Source organism: Bradyrhizobium sp. HKCCYLS3077 (genome assembly GCF_051167555.1).
Classification (GTDB): Bacteria; Pseudomonadota; Alphaproteobacteria; order Rhizobiales; family Xanthobacteraceae; genus Bradyrhizobium.
The window spans coordinates 28,894-49,402 of sequence record NZ_JBNPTH010000005.1 but is presented as its reverse complement, the minus strand read 5'-3'; the positions used below and the strand labels follow the sequence as shown (position 1 = coordinate 49,402).

Sequence of the window (20,509 nt, the reverse complement as noted above, 5' to 3'; positions counted from 1 at the left end):
TTTCTGATCCCGAAAGCGAAACGGGCCCCTTCAATCAGGGCCGCGTCTCACGACTCAGGCGGTTTTCTTATGCTCGCCGCGGACCACCGTCCAGCGCTTGAGCTTCGAGATCGGCTTGCTCTCCTCGATCCAGACCATGTCGCCCGGCTTGAACTCGTTGTTCTCGTCGTGGGCGTGGTAGTTCTTCGAGCGGCGGATCGTCTTCTTGTAGATCGGGTGGGTGAAGCGCCGGTCGACGCGCACGACCACCGTCTTGGCCTGCTTGTCGCTGACGACAACGCCCTGGAGGGTCCGTTTCGGCATGTCGAGCCTCTTACTTCGTCTTGGCGCGCTGCTGCGCGGCGATGGTCTTGATACGGGCGATGTCGCGGCGCGCCTCACGCAGGCGCGCGGTGTTCTCGAGCTGCCCGGTGGCGCGCTGAAAACGCAGGTTGAAGCGCTCCTTCTTCAGATTGACGATCGCATCGTCCATCTGGTCGGGGCTCATCGCGCGAATGTCGGCAATCTTCATCTCGGCCATGACCATTACTCCGCAATGCGTTCGACGAAGCGCGTCTTGATCGGCAGCTTGGCAGCGGCCAGCGTCAGCGCCTCACGCGCGATCTGGTTGCTGACGCCGTCGATCTCGAACATCACCCGGCCCGGCTTGACGCGGGCCACCCACAATTCCGGCGAACCCTTGCCGGAGCCCATGCGGACTTCGGCCGGCTTCTTCGACACCGGCAGATCGGGGAACACCCGGATCCAGACGCGGCCGGCACGCTTCATGTGACGAGTCAGCGCACGACGGGCGGCCTCGATCTGGCGCGCGGTGACGCGATCCGGCTCCATCGCCTTCAGCCCGAACTGGCCGAAGGCCAGCGTCGCGCCCGAGGACGCAACGCCGTGGATACGGCCCTTATGCGCCTTTCGGAACTTGGTCTTCTTTGGTTGCATCATGGCTTTGAGCCCTCAAACCTGTCTTGTCGCGGCTGATCGATCAGGCCGCGTCGCGGCGCGAACGCGGCGACGGGCTTTCGCCACCGCCCTCGTTCATCCGCTTGTCCTGTGCCATCGGATCGTGCTCGAGGATCTCGCCCTTGAAGATCCAGACCTTCACGCCGCAGGTGCCGAAGGTCGTGAACGCGGTGGCCACACCGTAGTCGATGTCGGCGCGCAGCGTGTGCAGCGGCACCCGGCCCTCACGATACCACTCCATGCGGGCGATTTCCGCGCCGCCCAGACGGCCCGAGCAGTTGATGCGGATGCCCTCGGCGCCGAGGCGCATCGCCGACTGAACGGCGCGCTTCATGGCGCGGCGGAACGCGACGCGGCGCTCAAGCTGCTGCGCGATCGATTCGGCGACCAGCGTGGCATCGAGCTCCGGCTTGCGGATCTCGACGATGTTGATGACGACGTCCGACGAGGTGATGTCGGCGACGCGCTTGCGCAGCTTGTCGATGTCGGCGCCCTTCTTGCCGATCACGACGCCCGGACGGGCCGAGTGGATCGTGACGCGGCACTTCTTGTGCGGACGCTCGATCACGATGCGGGCGACGGCCGCCTGCTTGAGCTCCTTGTGCAGGATCTCGCGGATCTTGACGTCTTCATGCAGCAGCTTGCCGTACTCGGCCTTGCCGGCGAACCAGCGCGAATCCCAGGTCCGGTTGATGCCGAGACGCAGACCGATCGGATTGATCTTTTGACCCATCGTATTCTCCCAGCGCCCGGTTTAAGCGCTCGCCTCGACCTGACGAACAATGATCGTCAGCTGCGAAAACGGTTTGAAAACTCGGCCCGAACGGCCACGGCCGCGCGGCGAGAAACGCTTCATCACGATTCCCTTGCCGACGAAAGCCTGGGTGACGACCAGATCGTCGACCTCGAGCTCGTGGTTGTTCTCGGCGTTGGCGATCGCCGATTCCAGGCACTTCTTGACGTCGACCGCAATCCGCTTGCGCGAGAACTGCAGGTCGGCGAGGGCTGCCGACGCCTTGCGGCCGCGGATCATCTGCGCCACCAGGTTCAGCTTCTGCGGGCTCACCCGAAGCATCCGGGCCACAGCCTTGGCCTCGTTGTCGGGGAGGCTCCGTTCGCGCTTTGGTTTGCTCATCGCTTAATCCTCAAGCCTTCTTGGCTTTCTTATCGCCCGAATGGCCGTGGAAAGTGCGGGTCGGCGAGAACTCGCCGAACTTGTGGCCAACCATTTCCTCGTTGACCGCGACCGGCACGTGCTTCTGGCCGTTGTAGACGCCGAACGTCAGGCCGACGAACTGCGGCAGGATGGTCGAGCGGCGGCTCCAGATCTTGATGACGTCGTGACGGCCGGACGCGCGCGCCGCATCTGCCTTCTTGAGCAGCGACGCCTCGACGAACGGGCCTTTCCAGACTGAACGAACCATGTCCGTCGTTCCTTACTTCTTCCGCTTGTGGCGGCTCAAGAGAATGAATTTGTCGGTCGACTTGTTGGTGCGGGTCTTCTTGCCCTTGGTGGGCTTGCCCCACGGAGTGACCGGGTGACGACCGCCCGAGGTACGGCCTTCGCCGCCGCCGTGCGGATGGTCGATCGGGTTCATCGCGACACCGCGGTTGTGCGGGCGGCGGCCCATCCAACGCTTGCGGCCGGCCTTGCCGATCGAGGTGTTCATGTGGTCCGGGTTCGACACCGCACCGATGGTGCCGCGGCAACGGCCATGCACCAGGCGCTGCTCGCCCGAGTTCAGGCGGACGATCACGTAGTCCTGGTCGCGGCCGACGATCTGGGCGTAGGTGCCGGCCGAACGTGCGAGCTGGCCGCCCTTCCCGATCTTGACCTCGATGTTGTGGATGATCGTGCCGACCGGCATGTTGCCGAGCGGCATGACGTTGCCCGGCTTCACGTCGACATAGTTGCCGGCGACGATGGTGTCGCCGACGGCCAGGCGCTGCGGCGCCAGGATGTAGGCGAGCTCGCCGTCCTGATACTTGACCAGGGCGATGAAGGCCGTGCGGTTCGGATCATACTCCAGGCGCTCGACGGTCGCGGGAACGTCGACCTTGTCGCGCTTGAAGTCGACCGTGCGGTACGACTGCTTGTGGCCGCCGCCGAGGAAGCGGACGGTGATGCGGCCGGTGTTGTTACGACCGCCGCTCGACTGCTTGCCTTCGGTCAGCGCCTTGACCGGCTTGCCCTTGTACAGGGCCGAACGATCGACCATCACCAGCTGGCGCTGGCCCGGCGTCGTGGGGTTGAATGTCTTCAGTGCCATGGCAGCGTCGCCTTACAGTCCGGTGGTCACGTCGATGCGGTGGCCCTCTTCGAGGGTCACGATCGCGCGCTTGCTGTCCGATTGCGAACCGAGATTGCCGCGGAACACCTTGGTCTTGCCCTTGCGGACGAGCGTATTCACGCTCCGGACCTTGACGTCGAACAGCTTCTCGATCGCTTCCTTGATCTGCGGCTTGGTCGCCTTGGCGGCCACCTTGAACAGAACCTTGTTCTGCTCCGAGGCAAAGGTCGCCTTCTCGGTCACGACAGGCGCGATGATGATGTCGTAGTGGCGCGGATCGATGGTCTTCATTTGAAGCGCGCCTCCAGCGCATCGATCGCCGCCTTGGTCAGCACGAGCTTCTGACGGCGCAGGATGTCGTAGACGTTGATGCCCTGGATCGGCAGCACGTCCAGGTTCGGGATGTTGCGGGCCGCAGCGGCGAAGCCGTTGTGCAGCTCGGCGCCGTCGATGATCAGCGCATTGGTCAGGCCGAGACCCGAGAAATGGCCGATCAGCGCCTTGGTCTTCGCCGCCTCGAGGGTGGCGTTCTCCAAGACGACGAGATCACCGTCCTTGGCCTTGGCCGACAGCGCATGCTTCAGGGCGAGCGCACGGACCTTCTTCGGCAGGTCGGTCGCATGCGAGCGCACGACCGGACCGAAGGCACGGCCACCGCCACGGAACTGCGGCACGCGGGCCGAGCCGTGACGAGCACCGCCGGTGCCCTTCTGCTTGTACATCTTCTTGCCGGTGCGCCAGATCTCGGCGCGGCCCTTGGCCTTGTGGGTGCCGGCCTGGCGCCTGTTGAGCTGCCACTGGACGCAGCGCTGGATGATGTCAGCGCGCGGCTCCAGACCGAAGATGGCGTCGGACAGCTGGACGGAGCCCGCTTCCTTGCCCTCGAGCGTGGTGACTTTCAGTTCCATTTATGCGCCCTCCTGCACGGCCGGCGCTTCGGCAGCCTGCTCACCCGCGACCTTGAACTTGCCGGGCTTCGGCGCTTCCTTCGGCAGCGGCTTCTTCACGGCGTCGCGCACCGAGATCCAGCCACCCTTGGAGCCGGGCACCGCGCCTTCGACCAGGATCAGGCCGCGCTCGACGTCCGTCTGCACCACACGCAGGTTCAGCGTGGTGATGCGATCGACACCCATGTGACCGGGCATCTTCTTGTTCTTCCAGGTCTTGCCGGGGTCCTGCCGGCCACCGGTCGAACCGATCGAACGGTGCGAGATCGACACACCGTGCGTGGCGCGCAGACCGCCGAAGTTCCAGCGCTTCATGCCGCCGGCGAAGCCCTTACCGACCGAGGTGCCGGTGACGTCGACGAACTGGCCGACGACGAAGTGGTCGGCCTGGATCTCGGCACCGACCGGGATCAGCGAGTCCTCGCTGACACGGAATTCGGCGAGCTTGCGCTTCGGCTCGACCTTGGCGACCGCGAACTGGCCGCGCTCCGCCTTCGGCATGTAGACCGTCTTGCGGCTGCCGCTGCCGAGCTGCAGCGCGACGTAGCCGTTCTTCTCGGTGGTACGGTGACCGACCACCTGGCAATTGCCGAGCTTCAGCACGGTCACGGGGATATGTTCGCCGGTCTCCGTGAAGACCCGCGTCATCCCGACCTTTTGTGCGATCACTCCGGAGCGCATCGGCGTGCTTCCTGTTCTTCTCTATGTCCGCGAAAAGGCGAACGTGAATCCAAAAACTTAGAGCTTGATCTCGACGTCGACACCGGCGGCCAGATCGAGCTTCATGAGAGCATCGACGGTCTGCGGGGTCGGATCGACGATGTCGAGGAGGCGCTTGTGGGTGCGCATCTCGAACTGCTCGCGGCTCTTCTTGTCAACGTGCGGCGAACGGTTGACGGTGAACTTCTCGATGCGGGTCGGCAGCGGAATGGGTCCGCGAACCTGCGCGCCGGTCCGCTTCGCCGTGTTGACGATCTCGCGCGTCGACGTATCGAGGATGCGATGGTCAAACGCCTTGAGACGGATGCGGATGTTTTGGCCGTTCATTGCCGTATCTTTCTGTGAGTAGTGAGTGGCGAGTAGCGAACGGCGAATGGATCACCATTCGCCACCCGCCATTCCCTATTCGTGTTGTTACTCGATGATCGAGGCGACGACGCCGGCGCCGACGGTGCGGCCGCCTTCACGGATGGCGAAGCGCAGCTTCTCTTCCATCGCGATCGGCACGATCAGGTGCACTTCCATCGCGATGTTGTCGCCCGGCATCACCATCTCGGTGCCTTCCGGCAGGTGAACGACGCCGGTCACGTCGGTCGTGCGGAAGTAGAACTGCGGACGATAGTTGGTGAAGAACGGGGTGTGACGGCCGCCCTCCTCCTTGGTGAGGATGTACGCCTCAGCCTTGAACTTGGTGTGCGGCTTGACCGAACCCGGCTTGCAGAGAACCTGGCCGCGCTCGACGTCCTCACGCTTGGTGCCGCGGAGCAGCGCACCGATGTTGTCGCCAGCCTGGCCCTGATCGAGCAGCTTGCGGAACATTTCGACGCCGGTGACGGTGGTCTTCTGGGTGGCGCGGATACCGACGATCTCGATTTCCTCACCGACCTTGATGATGCCGCGCTCGACACGACCGGTCACCACGGTGCCGCGGCCCGAGATCGAGAACACGTCTTCGACCGGCATCAGGAAGGGCTGGTCGATCGGACGCTCCGGCTGCGGAATGTACTCGTCGACATTGCGCATCAGCTCGAGGATCGCGTCGTGGCCGAGCTTCTTGTCCGAATCTTCGAGAGCGGCCAGCGCCGAGCCCTTGATGATCGGGATCTTGTCGCCCGGGAATTCGTACTTCGAGAGCAGCTCGCGAACCTCGAGCTCGACCAGCTCGAGCAGCTCCGGATCGTCGACCATGTCGCACTTGTTGAGGAACACGACCAGCGCGGGAACGCCGACCTGGCGGGCGAGCAGGATGTGCTCGCGGGTCTGCGGCATCGGGCCGTCAGCGGCCGACACGACCAGAATCGCGCCGTCCATCTGCGCAGCGCCGGTGATCATGTTCTTCACGTAGTCGGCGTGGCCGGGGCAGTCGACGTGCGCGTAGTGGCGGTTCTTGGTCTCGTACTCGACGTGGGCGGTCGAGATGGTGATGCCGCGGGCCTTCTCTTCCGGCGCCTTGTCGATCTGGTCGTAGGCAGTGAACGTCGCACCGCCCGTCTCGGCCAGGATCTTGGTGATTGCAGCGGTCAGCGAGGTCTTGCCGTGGTCGACGTGACCGATGGTGCCGATGTTGCAGTGGGGCTTGTTACGTTCAAACTTAGCTTTGGCCATTTGACTCTCCGTTCAGTCGCTAACTTGAGCTCGCGACAATCAGGCAAACTTCTTCTGGACTTCAGCCGACACGTTGGCCGGCGCTTCAGCGTAGTGCGAGAACTGCATCGTGAAGGTCGCGCGACCCTGGCTCATCGAGCGCAGGTTATTCACGTAACCGAACATGTTCATGAGCGGCACCATCGCGTTGATGACGTTGGCGTTGCCGCGCATGTCCTGGCCCTGGATCTGGCCACGACGCGAGTTGAGGTCGCCGATGACCGAGCCGGTGTAGTCTTCCGGGGTCACGACTTCGACCTTCATGATCGGCTCGAGCAGAACCGACTTGCCCTTCTGCAGCGCCTCGCGGAAAGCCGCGCGGGAGGCGATTTCGAAGGCCAGTGCGGACGAGTCGACGTCGTGATACTTGCCGTCGACCAGCGCCACCTTGACGTCGACCACGGGGAAGCCCGCGACCACGCCTGCGCCGAGCACGCTCTCGATGCCCTTTTCGACGCCCGGGATGTATTCCTTCGGAACCGCACCACCGACGATCTTGGACTCGAACACGTAGCCGCCGCCCGGCTCGTTCGGCTCGACCACGAGGCTCACGGCCGCGAACTGGCCGGTGCCGCCGGTCTGCTTCTTGTGGGTGTAGTCCACATTGGCCGGCTTGGTGATGCGCTCACGGAACGCCACCTGCGGCGCGCCGATGTTCGCATCGACCTTGTAGGTGCGCTTCAGGATGTCGACCTTGATGTCGAGATGGAGCTCGCCCATGCCCTTGAGGATGGTCTGGCCCGACTCGTGATCGGTCGACACGCGGAAGGACGGATCCTCCGCGGCGAGCTTCGCCAGCGCGATGCCCAGCTTCTCCTGGTCGGCCTTCGACTTCGGCTCGATCGCGATCTCGATGACCGGCTCCGGGAATTCCATCTTTTCCAGGATCACCTGGTTGTTCGGGTCGCACAGCGTGTCACCGGTGCGGGCTTCCTTGAGGCCGGCGAGAGCGACGATGTCGCCCGCATAGGCTTCCTTGATGTCCTCGCGGTTGTTCGCATGCATCAGCAGCATGCGGCCGATGCGCTCCTTCTTCTCGCGGGTCGAGTTCACGACGCCGGTGCCCGAGGTCAGGATGCCCGAATAGATGCGGCAGAAGGTGATGGTGCCGACGAACGGGTCGTCCATGATCTTGAACGCCAGCAGCGACAGCGGCTCCTTGTCGTCCGCCTTGCGCACGACCTCGTTGCCCTTGTCGTCGGTGCCCTTGATCGCGGGAACGTCGAGCGGCGACGGCAGATAGTCGACGACGGCGTCGAGCAGCGGCTGCACGCCCTTGTTCTTGAACGCCGAGCCGCACAGCACCGGATAGAACGCGCCCGAGAGCACGGCCTTGCGGATGAGACGCTTGAGGGTCGCCTCGTCCGGCTCGGTGCCTTCGAGATAGGCCGACATGGCGTCGTCGTCGAGCTCGACGGCGGCTTCCACCAGCTTCTCGCGATATTCCTTGGCCTGGTCGGCGAGGTCAGCGGGGATCTCGACATAGTCGAACTTCGCGCCGAGCGACTCGTCGTTCCAGACGATCGCCTTCATGGTCACGAGGTCGACGCAGCCCTTGAAGTTGTTCTCGGCGCCGATCGGCAGCTGGATCGCAACCGGCTTCGCGCCCAGGCGGTCGACGATGTCGGCCAGGCACTTGAAGAAGTCGGCACCCGTCTTGTCCATCTTGTTGGCGAAGACGATGCGCGGCACCTTGTACTTGTCGCCCTGGCGCCAGACGGTCTCGGTCTGCGGCTCGACGCCCTGGTTGGAGTCGAGCACGCACACGGCGCCGTCGAGCACGCGGAGCGAACGCTCGACCTCGATGGTGAAGTCGACGTGGCCGGGGGTGTCGATTATGTTCAGGCGCTTGCCGTTCCAGAACGCGGTGGTGGCAGCGGAAGTGATCGTGATGCCACGCTCCTGCTCCTGCTCCATCCAGTCCATCGTCGCGGCACCTTCGTGCACTTCGCCGATCTTGTGGCTCTTGCCGGTGTAATACAGGATGCGCTCGGTCGTCGTCGTCTTACCGGCGTCGATATGCGCCATGATACCGAAGTTACGATAGTCTTCGATGGCGTGTTGGCGGGGCATGGATCTGTTCCCTGATTTCCGTTCGGGCCGCTGTTACCAGCGGTAGTGCGAGAAGGCGCGGTTGGCTTCCGCCATCCGGTGCACGTCTTCACGCTTCTTCACGGCGTTACCCCGGTTGTTCGAGGCATCGAGCAGTTCCGCCGAAAGCCGCTCGGTCATGGTCTTCTCGTTGCGGTCGCGAGCGGCCGAGATCAGCCAGCGGATGCCCAGCGCCTGACGGCGGGTCGAGCGGACTTCGACGGGCACCTGGTAGGTCGCACCACCGACGCGGCGCGAACGCACTTCGATCGTCGGCATCACGTTTTCCAGCGCCTGCTCGAACACCGTCAGCGGGCTCTGCTTGGTCTTGGCCTCGATGATGCCGAACGCACCGTAGACGATTCCTTCGGCGACCGACTTCTTGCCGGCGTACATCACCGAGTTCATGAACTTGGTGACGATGATGTTCCCGAACTTCGGATCCGGAAGCACTTCACGCTTTTCGGCTGAATGGCGACGCGACATCTGATCTGTTCCCGCTTCTCTCGAACGTCTTAGTTAAGCGACTTACTTGGGCCGCTTCGCGCCGTACTTCGAACGACGCTGCTTACGGTTCTTGACGCCCTGGGTATCCAGCACGCCGCGGAGGATGTGGTAGCGCACGCCCGGCAAGTCCTTGACGCGGCCACCGCGGATCATGACCACCGAGTGCTCCTGGAGGTTATGGCCTTCACCCGGGATGTAGCCGATCACCTCGAAGCCGTTGGTCAGGCGCACCTTGGCAACCTTACGAAGCGCCGAGTTCGGCTTCTTCGGGGTCGTGGTGTAGACGCGCGTGCAAACACCACGCTTCTGCGGCGACTGCTGCAGCGCCGGCACCTTCTTGCGCGACTTCTGCACTTCGCGCGGATTTGCGATCAGCTGGTTGATCGTCGGCATCTTGGCCTTCACCCTTCTCAACGTTCACACGGAAACCACCAGGGATTTCCGCAAATTCTGTTCGAGGTTCCCCGCCTCACCGGGCCGCCCAGCGCGACGAAAATCCGCGCAAAACGAAATCGCGCCAACCATTCATCGCTGAACGGAAAGCGCTTGACGCCACAGAGGACCGCGATCACCCTCCTCCAGCTTGCGCTGGCGGCGGCCTACCGAGGTCATGCATCCGAAATTGGTCTCAAGAGAACGAGCTCGAGAGATCTAAAATCGTTCTGGCATTGCCTAGCTATGATCGACAGCGTTTGAGCGGCATTCGTCGAGGTTGGTGCCCATTCTGCCCTGTAAGGGGCGGTCCGGGTGATCCGTACCGACGCTGGCGAAGCTCACCGCCTGTCGTTGAGTGCGCGCCTTTTATAAGCGGTAAATACCCAAGTCAAGCAAAACGACGCCGCAGGACGCGCAAACCAGCCGTTTCTATGTCGATGCCGGACCTTCAGGGCCGGCGCGCGGCCGCCGGGACCGGCACAGCTTACCTATTCACTCAAATGGGCAGGTCAAGCCCCTGACGTTATTGGAGATTATGGTGCCGTAGGCTGGGCAAAGCGGCGGCCGGAGGCGGCAGCGTGCCCACCATCTCACCGCAGAGCGTGACGCCCGATGGTGGGCACGGCGCCACGACCATCACGGGGGCGGGATTCAGCACGGCATCGCCTTTGCTCACCCTATTACTCCCCACGAATCTCCCCCCGTTCACCCTCCGCAACAATCTGAAACATCGCGGCTAAGGCTTTGTTCGGCTTTCGGAGCGAAGGATGGCGCTTCGACGAGGCGCCAAGATGACCCACTATACCGACATCGCGATCATCGGCGGCGGGCTGGCCGGCTCGCTCACGGCGGCCATGCTCGGACGCGCCGGCATTGCGGCGATTCTCGTCGATCCCCACGAGGTTTACCCGCCGGACTTCCGAATCGAGAAGATCTCCGGCGCCGAGCAGATCGGACGGTTCCGGCGCACGGGAGCCGCGGACCAGGCGCTGCACCGGGCGACCCTGGCGGCCGAGAACTGGATCGCCCGGTTCGGCTACGTCCTCGACAAGGCGCCGGTCCATCAATACGGCATCCTGTACGATGCGCTGGTGGCGGCCGTGCGCGAGGAGATCCCGGCGTCGGTCCTGCGAATCGTGGCCAAGGCCGTGGCGATCACGCCGAGCGACGATCGCCAATCGGTCGTGCTCTCCAACGGCGAGACGATCTCCGCCCGGCTGGTCGTGCTCGCCAATGGGCTGAACGTCGGCCTGCGGCATCAGCTGGGAATCACCCGGACGATCACGAGCGTCGCCCATTCGATCTCGGTCGGTTTCGACCTGGAGCCGGTCGGCCGTGCCGCCTTCCCTTTCCCCGCCATGACCTATTTCCAGGAACGGGCGAGCGCCCGCGTCCCCTACGTCACCCTGTTTCCGATCGGCGACCGCATGCGAGCGAATCTCTTCGCCTATCGCCCGGTCGACGATCCCTGGCTGCGGGCGGTCCGGCGCAACCCGGCAGAGATCCTGGCGGCCGCCCTGCCCGGCCTCCGGCGGATCACCGGCGATTACGCCGTCAGCGGCGAGGTCAAGGTCCGGCCGGCCGATCTGACCGTCAATAGCGGCATCCGGATGCCGGGCGTGGTGCTGGTCGGAGACGCCTTTTGCACCACCTGCCCGGTGACGGGTACGGGCTCCGACAAGATATTCACGGATGTCGAGCGCCTGTGCAACGTGCACATCCCGCGCTGGCTAGCCACCGACGGGATGAGCGAAGGCAAGATCGCCGCGTTCTACGACGATCCGGTCAAGATCGCCTGCGATGCGTGGTCGCTCGACAAGGCCTGGCGCTTCCGCGAAGTTTCGATCGGCACCGGCCCGTATTGGCTGGCGCAGCGCTGGGCGCGGTTTGCAGTCTCACTGGGCCGTGGCGTGCGGCACCGGCTGGCGAGCGCACCACGCGAAGCTTATTCGTCCTCGTCCTCGTCATCCTCGAAGTCGTCGTCCTCGTCATCGTCGGTGTCGTCGTCCGCCTGAGCGACCCGGCTCGGCTGATGGCCCTGGTCGTCCCAGAGCTTGCGATAGGTGCCGTTCTTGGCGAGCAGCTCGGCGTGGCTGCCGCGCTCGATGGCGCGGCCGCCGGAGATGACGATGATCTCGTCCATCTCGACCACCGAGGTCAGGCGGTGGGTCGACCAGATCATGGTGCGGCCCTTGGAGACCTTGAGCAGCGTGCGGTTGATCGCGGCTTCCGTGGTCTGGTCGAGCGCCGACGTCGCTTCGTCCAGCAGCAGCACGGAGGGATTGCGGATGATGGCGCGGGCGATCGCGATGCGTTGGCGCTGGCCGCCCGACAGGGTGTCGCCGCGCTCGCCGACCAGGGTGTCGTATTTCTGCGGCAGGCTCATGATGTAGCGGTGGATCTCGGCCTTCTTGGCCGCCTCCTCCACCTCCTCGTCGGTCGCGCCCTCCTTGCCGAGCCGGATGTTCTCGCGGAGCGACATGTTGAACAGCATGTTCTCCTGGAACACGACGGCCATGCTGCCGCGGAGCGAATCGCGCGTGACCTTCCGAATGTCGACACCGTCGATGGTGACCCGGCCCTCGTCCGGCACGTAGAGCCGCAGGATCAGGTTCAGCAGCGTGCTCTTGCCGGATCCGGAGGGGCCGACGATGGCGATGCGCTTGCCGACATCGAGCTTGAGGCTGAGATTGTCCAGTACCGGGGTCTGGCTGCCCTCGTACTGGAAGCTGACGCGCTCGAAGGTGATGTCATGGCTGATGCGCGGCAGGTCCGGCGCGCCGGGCCGGTCGGCGCCGCGGGTCGGCTCGTCCAGCAGCTCCTGCATGTGCCGGATCGCGGCGGCGGAGGAGATCGAGACCGGGACGAAGTGCATGACATGGGCGATGTTGTAGGACACCTCCCAGAACGCGCTCTCGAAGGTGACGAAGGTGCCGACCGTGATCTGGCCCTTGGTCGCGAGATAGGCGCCGATCGCGAGCACCACCAAATGCAGCAGCAGCACCGCGATAGTCACGGTGCGCTCGACCATGGTCGAGAGGAACATCGCGTCAGCGATCTTCCTCCGCGCCTCGTCATTGCGGAAGGTGAACCAGCCGAACACCTTGCGATGCAGGCTGAAGGCCTTGATCACCGCCTGCGCTGCGATGTTCTCCTGGATGACACCGAGCAGCGAGGCCTCGTTGAGCTTCTGCTCGTAATTGGCCTGGACCGCCTTGGGCGTCAGGATGCGCGGGCCGATCAGGGTGATCGGGAACACCAGCAGCGCAATCGCGGCGAGCTGCCAGTTGAGGAACAGCATCAGGATGATGCCGGCGATGAGCTCGAGCAGCGGCAGCGCGGCGCTGTTGGCGAAGGTCTTCACCACGCCCTCGAACGCCGACATGTCGACCGAGAAGCGCGACAGGATCTCGCCGCGCTTGGTGCGCTGGAAATACGCCGCCGGCAGGTTCTGCACGTGGTCGAACAGCCGGCTGCGGACGTCGGAGATGATGCAGGCCGCCAGCCGCGCGTCCCAGCGCTCGTACAGCACGGCGACGATCGAGGTGAAGATGCCGGCGACCGCGAGCACGCCGAGGATGCGGTAGAGCGCCTCGAAATCCTCCTCGCCGAGCGCGTCGTCGATCAGGAACTTGAGGCTGAGCGGCATGATGACGTTGAACAGCGTCTCGATCAGCACGCCGATCGTGACGAAGGCCAGCATCTTCTTGTATTTGCCGAGCAGCGGCGAGACGAAGCCGTAGATCGTGGCGAGCGCGCCGGCGGCCTCGCGGGCCGTATAGACGACCAGGTCCTCGTCGTCGTCATCGTCGTCGAGATCCAGGCCGGCCTCGTCGCCGTCCTCCTCGTCCTCATCATCCTCGTCGTTGATCGGCGCCTTGTCGCTCGCCAATGGCTTGGCCGTTCCGGCTTTCGGAACCGCAGAGCCGGCCTTGGCCGCGGCCCGCTTGTCCAGCTCATCAGCAGGTTCGGCTGCCGACCTGGACTTGGGATCTCCCGGCACTGATGATTTGGGCGACATTCAACGAACCGGTCCTGCACGGCCAGCATGACCGTAACGGATGAAAGCGGCTCGGCTTTATCATCTGCGAAAGTCGGCCGCCAGCATTCTCGCGACACGGCGCCGCACCCTCGCCGACCACGGCCCGGCCCTGTCGCGCAATCGGCACAGTCGGCGACTTTCAGCCCGGCCGACGCGCCAGGCCACGGCATGGCGGCCGGTGCTAGTCCTCGTCGTCCTCGACCTTGTCGAAGAACGAGTAGCGCAGGCTGTCGGCGTCGGCATACCACTGGCCGGGGCCCTTGTTGGCGGCCAGGGTCGCCGCCCACACCTCGTCGGTGCAGTCGCGCCTGTGCATCGCCAGATCGAAGCCGTTGCCGAAAAACAGCTCCGACCACTCCCACCAGGTGCCGAGCTTCTTCACCCCGCGCAACAGGTCGTAGCGGTCGACCAGCGCCGGCGCCATGTCAGAGGTGATCGAGCCGAACACGAGGCCGGTCTTGACCACGCGGTTGAGCTCGCGAATCGCGCGCGCGACCTGCTTGTCGCCGAGATGGCAGAGGCTGGTCTCAAATACGAAATCGAACTCGCCGCGCTTGAACGGCAGGTCGGCGATCGAGCCGAGCTTGTTGTATTTCTTGAGCGCCTTCGGCGTCTTGCCGTGGATGTAGCGGTTGTTCTCGATGCCCCAGGCATCGATGCCGCGGTCGCGCAGCGCACCGACCAGTTCGCCGCTCGCGGAGCCGGCGACGAGCAGCTTGTAGCCTTTGCCCTTGCTCTTGTTCCAGACGATCTTGATCAGGCTGAGCAGGTAGTCGGGATCGGTGAACTGCGACCACGCTTCGCTGTACGGCCCCTGCCCGCGATAATTGTCGAAATAGTCGCGGTCGATCTTGTCTGACAGCGGCTTCTCGGCCTGCGACCTGGCGCGGCGCAGCCGCATCATCTCGGTCAGGATGATGTCGGTCGCGGCATCCGAGGAATCGAGCAGCCCGTTGAGGGTCGAATCGAACAGATAGTCGCCGACGACCACGATCCCCGGATGCTCCTTCGGCTCGGGGCGGTGATTGGTCATGACGTCGCGCACCGGCAGGCCGCCGGGCAGCGCGTTGACCGACGACAGCCAGCGATGGATCTTGCCTTCCATGAAATGCGCCCTGGAATCGCCGAGCGCCGCCGGCAGCGACTTCAGCGCGGCATCGATCAGTTCCTGGTCGGACAGATTGGCGAACGCCAGCGCATCGGAACCTGCGATCAGCCAGTTCAACACGCCGTGCTTGCCGACGTCGTGGCGCGAGCCCTCGTTGTAGATGCAGCAGCCGCCGAAGGCTTCCGACATGAACCAGGAGCCCGGGATCTTGTCGCCCCAGAACGGGGAATCGAACAGGATCGAGACGCGCAGGTAGTGCGCGGGGCGATCGAAATAGGCGACGTGCTTGACCATCGACTGGCGCAGCTTCTCGCCGTCCCAGCCGACCGTCGACAGCCAGGAATGCGGCAGGCAGACTAGCACGAGATCGAACTCGCGCGTCTCCGGGCCCTTGCCGTTCATCATGTTGAGGCGGTAGCGGCCCTGCTCGGTCTTGCCGATGCGCAGCACGCGGTGATTGAGCTGGATGTCGGCATCGACCTCGGAGCGGAGGCACTCGATCAGCTGCTCATTGCCGTTCTGGATCGAATACAGACCGATGTAGTCGTCGATATCCATCACGAAGTTCTTGAGCGCGTTGAGGCCGTTGGTGTTGTGGGCCTCGGTCGCGATGTCGGAACGCGACATCACCTTGAAGAAGCGCTTGGCGGTGGGATCCTCGACCTCCTCGTCGAGCAGTTCCTCGCAGGTCTTGTAGGCCCAGGGATGCTCGTTGTCGTGGGCGCCGACGCCCTCGTAATATTCGACCGGCGACATCACCTCCGAGCAGCGCTTGCGGAACGCTTCGACGGCCGCGGCGGTCTTCGGCCCGTATTTGCGGCGCAAGCCGGGAACGTCGTCGAGCAGCTCGCCGTCGAGTTGCACCTGCAGCGCGTCCATAGGGATCGTCTGCAAACCGAAATGCTGGATCAGCTCACGCAACGGATCGGGGCCGGTCATCGAGTAGTCGTAGATCTCGGCTACACCGGCTTCATACATCGCCGGCGCGCTGTCGAACTTGCGCGTGACGATCTTGCCGCCGAGCCGGTCCGATGCCTCGAAGATCGTCACCTTGCAGAGATCGCCGAGCTTCCGCCTGAGATACCAGGCGCTCATCAGGCCGCCCGGACCGCCACCAACAATCGCAAGGTCAAGCATCGAAGTTCCGCCATCTCCGGCTGTCTGCAGCAGCGCCGGTCGTCCGTGTCACGGGTCCTGCCACCCTCGGGGCTCGATCGGCCATAGCCTACCCGGCCCGCACAGGGTTTGCGCCGGAGCAAATCGGCGCATCGCCACGAACGGTGGACGGACATCAGCTCAGCGGATCTGAGCCTCCCAGAAGCGCCTTTGTGCCTGAAGGGAAGATGAACAAGGGGGCAGCAGCGCGGCAACAGGAGAAGATCTTGTCAAAAAAAGGCCGGCAAGCGCCGGCCTTTTCTCTGGTCGATGAACGAGCGGCAGCACCTGACACCGTCAGGGGCTGCCGCAACGTTCCGTTTACTCTGCGGGCGGCAGCGCCAGCGGCTGCGGCTCGGGCTGCGACGGCACGATCGCGGCCTGCTTCTCGCGCTCGTCGAGAATCAGCTTGTCGCGCTTGAGAGCGACCTCGCGGATGCGGGCCATGGAGGCGCCGGTGCCGGCCGGGATCAGGCGGCCGACGATGACGTTCTCCTTGAGACCCTCGAGCGGATCGATCTTGCCGTTGACCGCCGCCTCGGTGAGGACGCGGGTGGTCTCCTGGAACGAAGCCGCCGAGAAGAACGACCGCGTCTGCAGGCTCGCCTTGGTGATGCCGAGCAGAACCGGATTGCCGGTGGCGGGCTTCTTGCCCTCCTCCTGCGCCTTCGCGTTCAGCAGATCGAACTCGATCTTGTCGACCTGTTCGCCCGAGATCATGTCGGTGTCGCCCTGGTCGGTGACCTCGATCTTCTGCAGCATCTGACGAACAATCACCTCGATGTGCTTGTCGTTGATGAGCACGCCCTGGAGCCGGTAGACCTCCTGGATCTCGTTGACCAGATAGGCCGCGAGTTCCTCGATGCCCTTGATCGCCAGGATGTCGTGCGGCGCCGGGTTGCCTTCGACGATGAAGTCACCCTTCTCGACGATGTCGCCATCCTGCAGATGGATGTGCTTGCCCTTCGGGATCAGGTACTCGCGCGGCTCCTCGGTCTTGTCGACCGGCTCGATCGAGATGCGACGCTTGTTCTTGTAGTCGCGGCCGAACCGGATGGTGCCGGCGATCTCAGCGATGATCGCGGCATCCTTCGGCTTGCGCGCTTCGAACAGCTCCGCCACCCGCGGCAGACCGCCGGTGATGTCGCGCGTCTTGGCGCTCTCTGTCGAGATACGCGCCAGGATGTCGCCCGGCTTCACCGTCGCCCCGACGTCGACCGACAGAATCGCGTCGACCGACAGCATGTAGCGGGCATCACCGCCACGGGCGAGCTTGAGCACCTTGCCGTCCTTGCCCTTGATCACGATCGCCGGACGCAGATCCGCGCCACCGCGCGTTCCACGCCAGTCGATGACCACGCGCTTGGCGATACCGGTGGACTCGTCGAGCGTTTCCGAGATCGATAGACCTTCGGTCAGATCCTCGAACCCGATCGTGCCCTCCGCTTCCGTGAGGATCGGGCGGGTGTAAGGATCCCACTCGGCGATGCGCTGGCCGCGCTTGATCATGTCGCCGTCGTCGACATGCATGCGCGAGCCGTACTGGATACGGTGCGTCGCACGCTCGGTGCCGTCGGGGTCGACGATCGTCACGACCATGTTGCGGACCATCGCGATCAGGTGACCTTCGCTGTTGCGAGCGATCGCCTTGTTGCGGATGACCACCTTGCCTTCGAAGTTCGATTCCACGAAGGACTGCTCGTTGAGCTGCGCCGCACCGCCGATGTGGAAGGTGCGCATCGTCAGCTGGGTGCCGGGCTCACCGATCGACTGCGCGGCGATGACGCCGACAGCCTCACCGTGGTTGACCGGCGTACCGCGCGCGAGGTCGCGGCCGTAGCACATCTTGCAGATGCCGTTGACGAGCTCACAGGTCAGCGCCGAACGGATCTTCACCTCCTGCACGCCAGCCTGCTGGATGGCGTCGATGTGGCTCTCCTCCATCAGGGTGCCGGCCTTGACCAGCACGGTATTGGTGGCGGGATCGCGCACGTCGTCGCAGGGCACGCGGCCCAGGATGCGCGAGCCGAGCGAGGCCACCAGCGTGCCCGCGTCGACGATGGCGCGCATCTTGATGCCGAGATGGGTGCCGCAATCGTCCTGCGTGATGATGCAGTCCTGCGCGACGTCCACCAGACGACGGGTGAGGTAACCCGAGTTCGCGGTCTTCAACGCGGTGTCCGCGAGGCCCTTGCGGGCGCCGTGGGTCGAGTTGAAGTACTCGAGAACCGAGAGACCTTCCTTGAAGTTCGAGATGATCGGCGTCTCGATGATCTCACCCGACGGCTTGGCCATCAGGCCGCGCATGCCGGCGAGCTGACGCATCTGGGCCGGCGAACCACGCGCACCGGAGTGCGACATCATGTAGATCGAGTTGATGTCGGCATCGGCGCCCGTCGCCGTCTTCTTGGTGACGGAGATCTCCTTCATCATCTCCTTGGCGATCTCTTCCGAGGCCTTCGACCAGGCGTCGACGACCTTGTTGTACTTCTCGCCATGGGTGATCAGGCCGTCATTGTACTGCTGCTCGAAATCCTTCGCCAGCGTACGCGTCGTGTCGACGATCTTCCACTTGCCCGCCGGCACGACCATGTCGTCCTTGCCGAACGAGATGCCCGCCTTGAAGGCGTTGTAGAAGCCGAGCGCCATGATGCGGTCGCAGAAGATCACCGTCTCCTTCTGGCCGCAGTGACGATAGACCTGATCGATGACGCCCGAGATCTCGCGCTTGGTCATCAGCTTGTTGATGATCTCGAAGGTCACGCGCGGGTGCCTCGGCAGCAGGTTGCCGAGCATGACGCGGCCCGCGGTGGTTTCGATCCAGCGCTTGGCGATCTTGCCTTCCTCGTTCATCCCCTCCCAGCGATACTTGATCTTGCTGTGGAGATGGATGGCCTTGGCGTGCAGCGCATGCTCGAGCTCGGCCATGTTGCCGAACGTCATGCCCTGGCCGGGCATGCCTTCGCGCATGATCGAGACGTAGTACAGGCCGAGCACGATGTCCTGCGACGGCACGATGATCGGCTGGCCGTTCGCGGGATGCAGGATGTTGTTGGTCGACATCATCAGGACGCGCGCTTCCAGCTGCGCTTCGAGCGACAGCGGAACGTGCACGGCCATCTGGTCGCCGTCGAAGTCGGCGTTGAAGGCCGAGCAGACCAGCGGATGCAGCTGGATCGCCTTGCCCTCGATCAGCACCGGCTCGAACGCCTGAATGCCGAGGCGATGCAGCGTCGGCGCGCGGTTCAAGAGCACCGGATGCTCGCGGATGACCTCGTCCAGGATGTCCCAGACCTCCGGGCGCTCCTTCTCGACCAGCTTCTTGGCCTGCTTGACGGTGGTCGACAGGCCCTTGGCGTCCAGTCGCGAGTAGATGAACGGCTTGAACAGCTCGAGCGCCATCTTCTTCGGCAGGCCGCACTGATGCAGGCGCAGCTCGGGACCGACCACGATGACCGAACGGCCGGAGTAGTCGACGCGCTTGCCGAGCAGGTTCTGGCGGAAGCGCCCCTGCTTGCCCTTCAGCATGTCGGCGAGCGACTTCAGCGGACGCTTGTTGGCGCCGGTGATGACGCGGCCGCGACGGCCGTTGTCGAACAGCGCATCCACCGCCTCCTGAAGCATGCGCTTCTCGTTGCGGATGATGATGTCCGGCGCGCGCAGCTCCATCAGCCGCTTCAGGCGGTTGTTGCGGTTGATGACGCGGCGGTAGAGGTCGTTGAGGTCGGAGGTCGCGAAGCGGCCGCCATCGAGCGGCACCAGCGGACGCAGGTCCGGCGGGATCACCGGCACGACGGTCATGATCATCCATTCCGGCTTGTTGCCGGAGTGGCGGAAGGCCTCGACGATCTTCAGGCGCTTGGCGAGCTTCTTGTGCTTGATGTCGGAGTCGGTCTCCTGCATCTCGGCACGCAGCGTCTGCTCGAGCTTCTCCAGCTCGAGGCCGCGCAGCAGCTCACGGATGGCCTCGGCGCCGATCATGGCGGTGAAGCTGTCCTGGCCGTATTCGTCCTGCGCCTTGAGGTACTCGTCCTCGGACAGCAGCTGACGGTCCTTGAGCGCGGTGAGACCCGGCTCCAGGACGACGTAATATTCGAAGTACAGGATCCGCTCGAGATCCTTCAGCGTCATGTCCAGCAAGAGGCCGATGCGCGACGGCAGCGACTTCAGGAACCAGATGTGCGCGACGGGAGCGGCGAGCTCGATGTGGCCCATGCGCTCGCGCCGGACGCGCGACAGGGTCACCTCGACCGAGCACTTCTCGCAGATGATGCCCTTGTACTTCATCCGCTTGTACTTGCCGCACAAGCACTCGTAGTCCTTGATCGGCCCGAAGATGCGGGCGCAGAACAGGCCGTCGCGCTCCGGCTTGAAGGTGCGGTAGTTGATCGTTTCCGGCTTCTTGATCTCGCCGTAGGACCAGGACAGAATCTTTTCCGGCGACGCGATCGAGATGCGGATCTGGTCGAAGACCTGAGCCGGCGTCGTCGGGTTGAAGAGATTCATAATTTCTTGGTTCATCGTATTCTCCTCGCGGACCGATCGGGGGTCAGCCGCAAATTCGAAAATCTCTCTTGAGACGACGCCCTGCCCGACCCGCGGGAGGAAGGCG

General features: G+C 64.1%; 19 protein-coding genes. 1 reads left to right on the top strand and 18 read right to left on the bottom strand.

The window, feature by feature from the left end; genetic code table 11:
* Positions 1 to 54: 54 nt before the first annotated feature.
* The 15 genes from rpsQ to rpsL all read right to left on the bottom strand — a co-directional run bounded on the left by rpsQ (position 55) and on the right by rpsL (position 9,550).
* On the bottom strand, positions 55 to 303 hold the full coding sequence (gene rpsQ, locus ACQR0Z_RS20650; RefSeq protein WP_008963469.1) for a 30S ribosomal protein S17: 249 nt from the start codon (positions 301 to 303) through the stop codon (positions 55 to 57).
* 10 nt (positions 304 to 313) lie between these two features.
* Positions 314 to 520, bottom strand: coding sequence for a 50S ribosomal protein L29 (gene rpmC / locus ACQR0Z_RS20645; protein WP_006611846.1), 207 nt, complete (start codon positions 518 to 520; stop codon positions 314 to 316).
* Between the two features lie 5 nt (positions 521 to 525).
* Complete coding sequence (rplP, locus tag ACQR0Z_RS20640) at positions 526 to 939, bottom strand: 50S ribosomal protein L16 (protein ID WP_006611845.1); 414 nt, start codon at positions 937 to 939, stop codon at positions 526 to 528.
* 40 nt (positions 940 to 979) lie between these two features.
* A complete protein-coding gene (gene rpsC, locus ACQR0Z_RS20635; RefSeq protein ID WP_006611844.1) occupies positions 980 to 1,690 on the bottom strand; it encodes a 30S ribosomal protein S3 in 711 nt (236 codons plus the stop codon).
* Positions 1,691 to 1,711: 21 nt separating this feature from the next.
* On the bottom strand, positions 1,712 to 2,092 hold the full coding sequence (gene rplV, locus ACQR0Z_RS20630; protein WP_015667616.1) for a 50S ribosomal protein L22: 381 nt from the start codon (positions 2,090 to 2,092) through the stop codon (positions 1,712 to 1,714).
* Positions 2,093 to 2,102: 10 nt separating this feature from the next.
* Positions 2,103 to 2,381 (bottom strand): 30S ribosomal protein S19, encoded by a 279-nt coding sequence (rpsS, locus tag ACQR0Z_RS20625; RefSeq protein ID WP_008963465.1) that lies wholly within the window; start codon positions 2,379 to 2,381, stop codon positions 2,103 to 2,105.
* 12 nt (positions 2,382 to 2,393) lie between these two features.
* Positions 2,394 to 3,227 carry a 50S ribosomal protein L2 gene (gene rplB / locus ACQR0Z_RS20620; RefSeq protein ID WP_434858700.1) on the bottom strand — a complete coding sequence of 278 codons (834 nt, stop codon included), beginning with the start codon at positions 3,225 to 3,227 and terminating at the stop codon, positions 2,394 to 2,396.
* A 12-nt stretch (positions 3,228 to 3,239) separates the two neighbouring features.
* On the bottom strand, positions 3,240 to 3,539 hold the full coding sequence (locus ACQR0Z_RS20615) for a 50S ribosomal protein L23 (RefSeq protein WP_284423129.1): 300 nt from the start codon (positions 3,537 to 3,539) through the stop codon (positions 3,240 to 3,242).
* On the bottom strand, positions 3,536 to 4,156 hold the full coding sequence (gene rplD / locus ACQR0Z_RS20610) for a 50S ribosomal protein L4 (protein ID WP_434919824.1): 621 nt from the start codon (positions 4,154 to 4,156) through the stop codon (positions 3,536 to 3,538). Before rplD ends, ACQR0Z_RS20615 begins: the two co-directional genes overlap by 4 nt.
* Positions 4,157 to 4,876, bottom strand: a complete 720-nt coding sequence (rplC, locus tag ACQR0Z_RS20605; RefSeq protein WP_006611838.1) for a 50S ribosomal protein L3 — start codon at positions 4,874 to 4,876, stop codon at positions 4,157 to 4,159.
* A 57-nt stretch (positions 4,877 to 4,933) separates the two neighbouring features.
* Complete coding sequence (gene rpsJ / locus ACQR0Z_RS20600) at positions 4,934 to 5,242, bottom strand: 30S ribosomal protein S10 (protein WP_002712302.1); 309 nt, start codon at positions 5,240 to 5,242, stop codon at positions 4,934 to 4,936.
* Between the two features lie 87 nt (positions 5,243 to 5,329).
* Positions 5,330 to 6,520 carry an elongation factor Tu gene (gene tuf, locus ACQR0Z_RS20595; RefSeq protein ID WP_434858699.1) on the bottom strand — a complete coding sequence of 397 codons (1,191 nt, stop codon included), beginning with the start codon at positions 6,518 to 6,520 and terminating at the stop codon, positions 5,330 to 5,332.
* Positions 6,521 to 6,559: 39 nt separating this feature from the next.
* On the bottom strand, positions 6,560 to 8,632 hold the full coding sequence (fusA, locus tag ACQR0Z_RS20590; protein WP_434858698.1) for an elongation factor G: 2,073 nt from the start codon (positions 8,630 to 8,632) through the stop codon (positions 6,560 to 6,562).
* Positions 8,633 to 8,665: 33 nt separating this feature from the next.
* The gene (gene rpsG, locus ACQR0Z_RS20585; protein WP_006611835.1) at positions 8,666 to 9,136 is read right to left on the bottom strand and encodes a 30S ribosomal protein S7; all 471 of its coding nucleotides are present in this window, start codon (positions 9,134 to 9,136) and stop codon (positions 8,666 to 8,668) included.
* Positions 9,137 to 9,178: 42 nt separating this feature from the next.
* A complete protein-coding gene (gene rpsL, locus ACQR0Z_RS20580) occupies positions 9,179 to 9,550 on the bottom strand; it encodes a 30S ribosomal protein S12 (protein ID WP_006611834.1) in 372 nt (123 codons plus the stop codon).
* 833 nt (positions 9,551 to 10,383) lie between these two features.
* Between rpsL and ACQR0Z_RS20575 the strand changes: the two genes are divergently transcribed.
* Positions 10,384 to 11,607, top strand: a complete 1,224-nt coding sequence (locus ACQR0Z_RS20575; protein ID WP_434920203.1) for an FAD-dependent monooxygenase — start codon at positions 10,384 to 10,386, stop codon at positions 11,605 to 11,607.
* Here ACQR0Z_RS20575 and ACQR0Z_RS20570 read toward each other — a convergent pair.
* The 3 genes from ACQR0Z_RS20570 to rpoC form a co-directional block, all read right to left on the bottom strand.
* On the bottom strand, positions 11,538 to 13,613 hold the full coding sequence (locus ACQR0Z_RS20570; RefSeq protein WP_434919823.1) for an ABC transporter ATP-binding protein: 2,076 nt from the start codon (positions 13,611 to 13,613) through the stop codon (positions 11,538 to 11,540). The two genes, ACQR0Z_RS20575 and ACQR0Z_RS20570, sit on opposite strands and share 70 nt — an antisense overlap.
* Positions 13,614 to 13,815: 202 nt before the next feature.
* On the bottom strand, positions 13,816 to 15,879 hold the full coding sequence (locus ACQR0Z_RS20565; protein WP_434858693.1) for an FAD-dependent oxidoreductase: 2,064 nt from the start codon (positions 15,877 to 15,879) through the stop codon (positions 13,816 to 13,818).
* A gap of 339 nt (positions 15,880 to 16,218) precedes the next feature.
* Positions 16,219 to 20,418 carry a DNA-directed RNA polymerase subunit beta' gene (gene rpoC, locus ACQR0Z_RS20560; protein ID WP_434919822.1) on the bottom strand — a complete coding sequence of 1,400 codons (4,200 nt, stop codon included), beginning with the start codon at positions 20,416 to 20,418 and terminating at the stop codon, positions 16,219 to 16,221.
* Positions 20,419 to 20,509 lie beyond the last annotated feature (91 nt).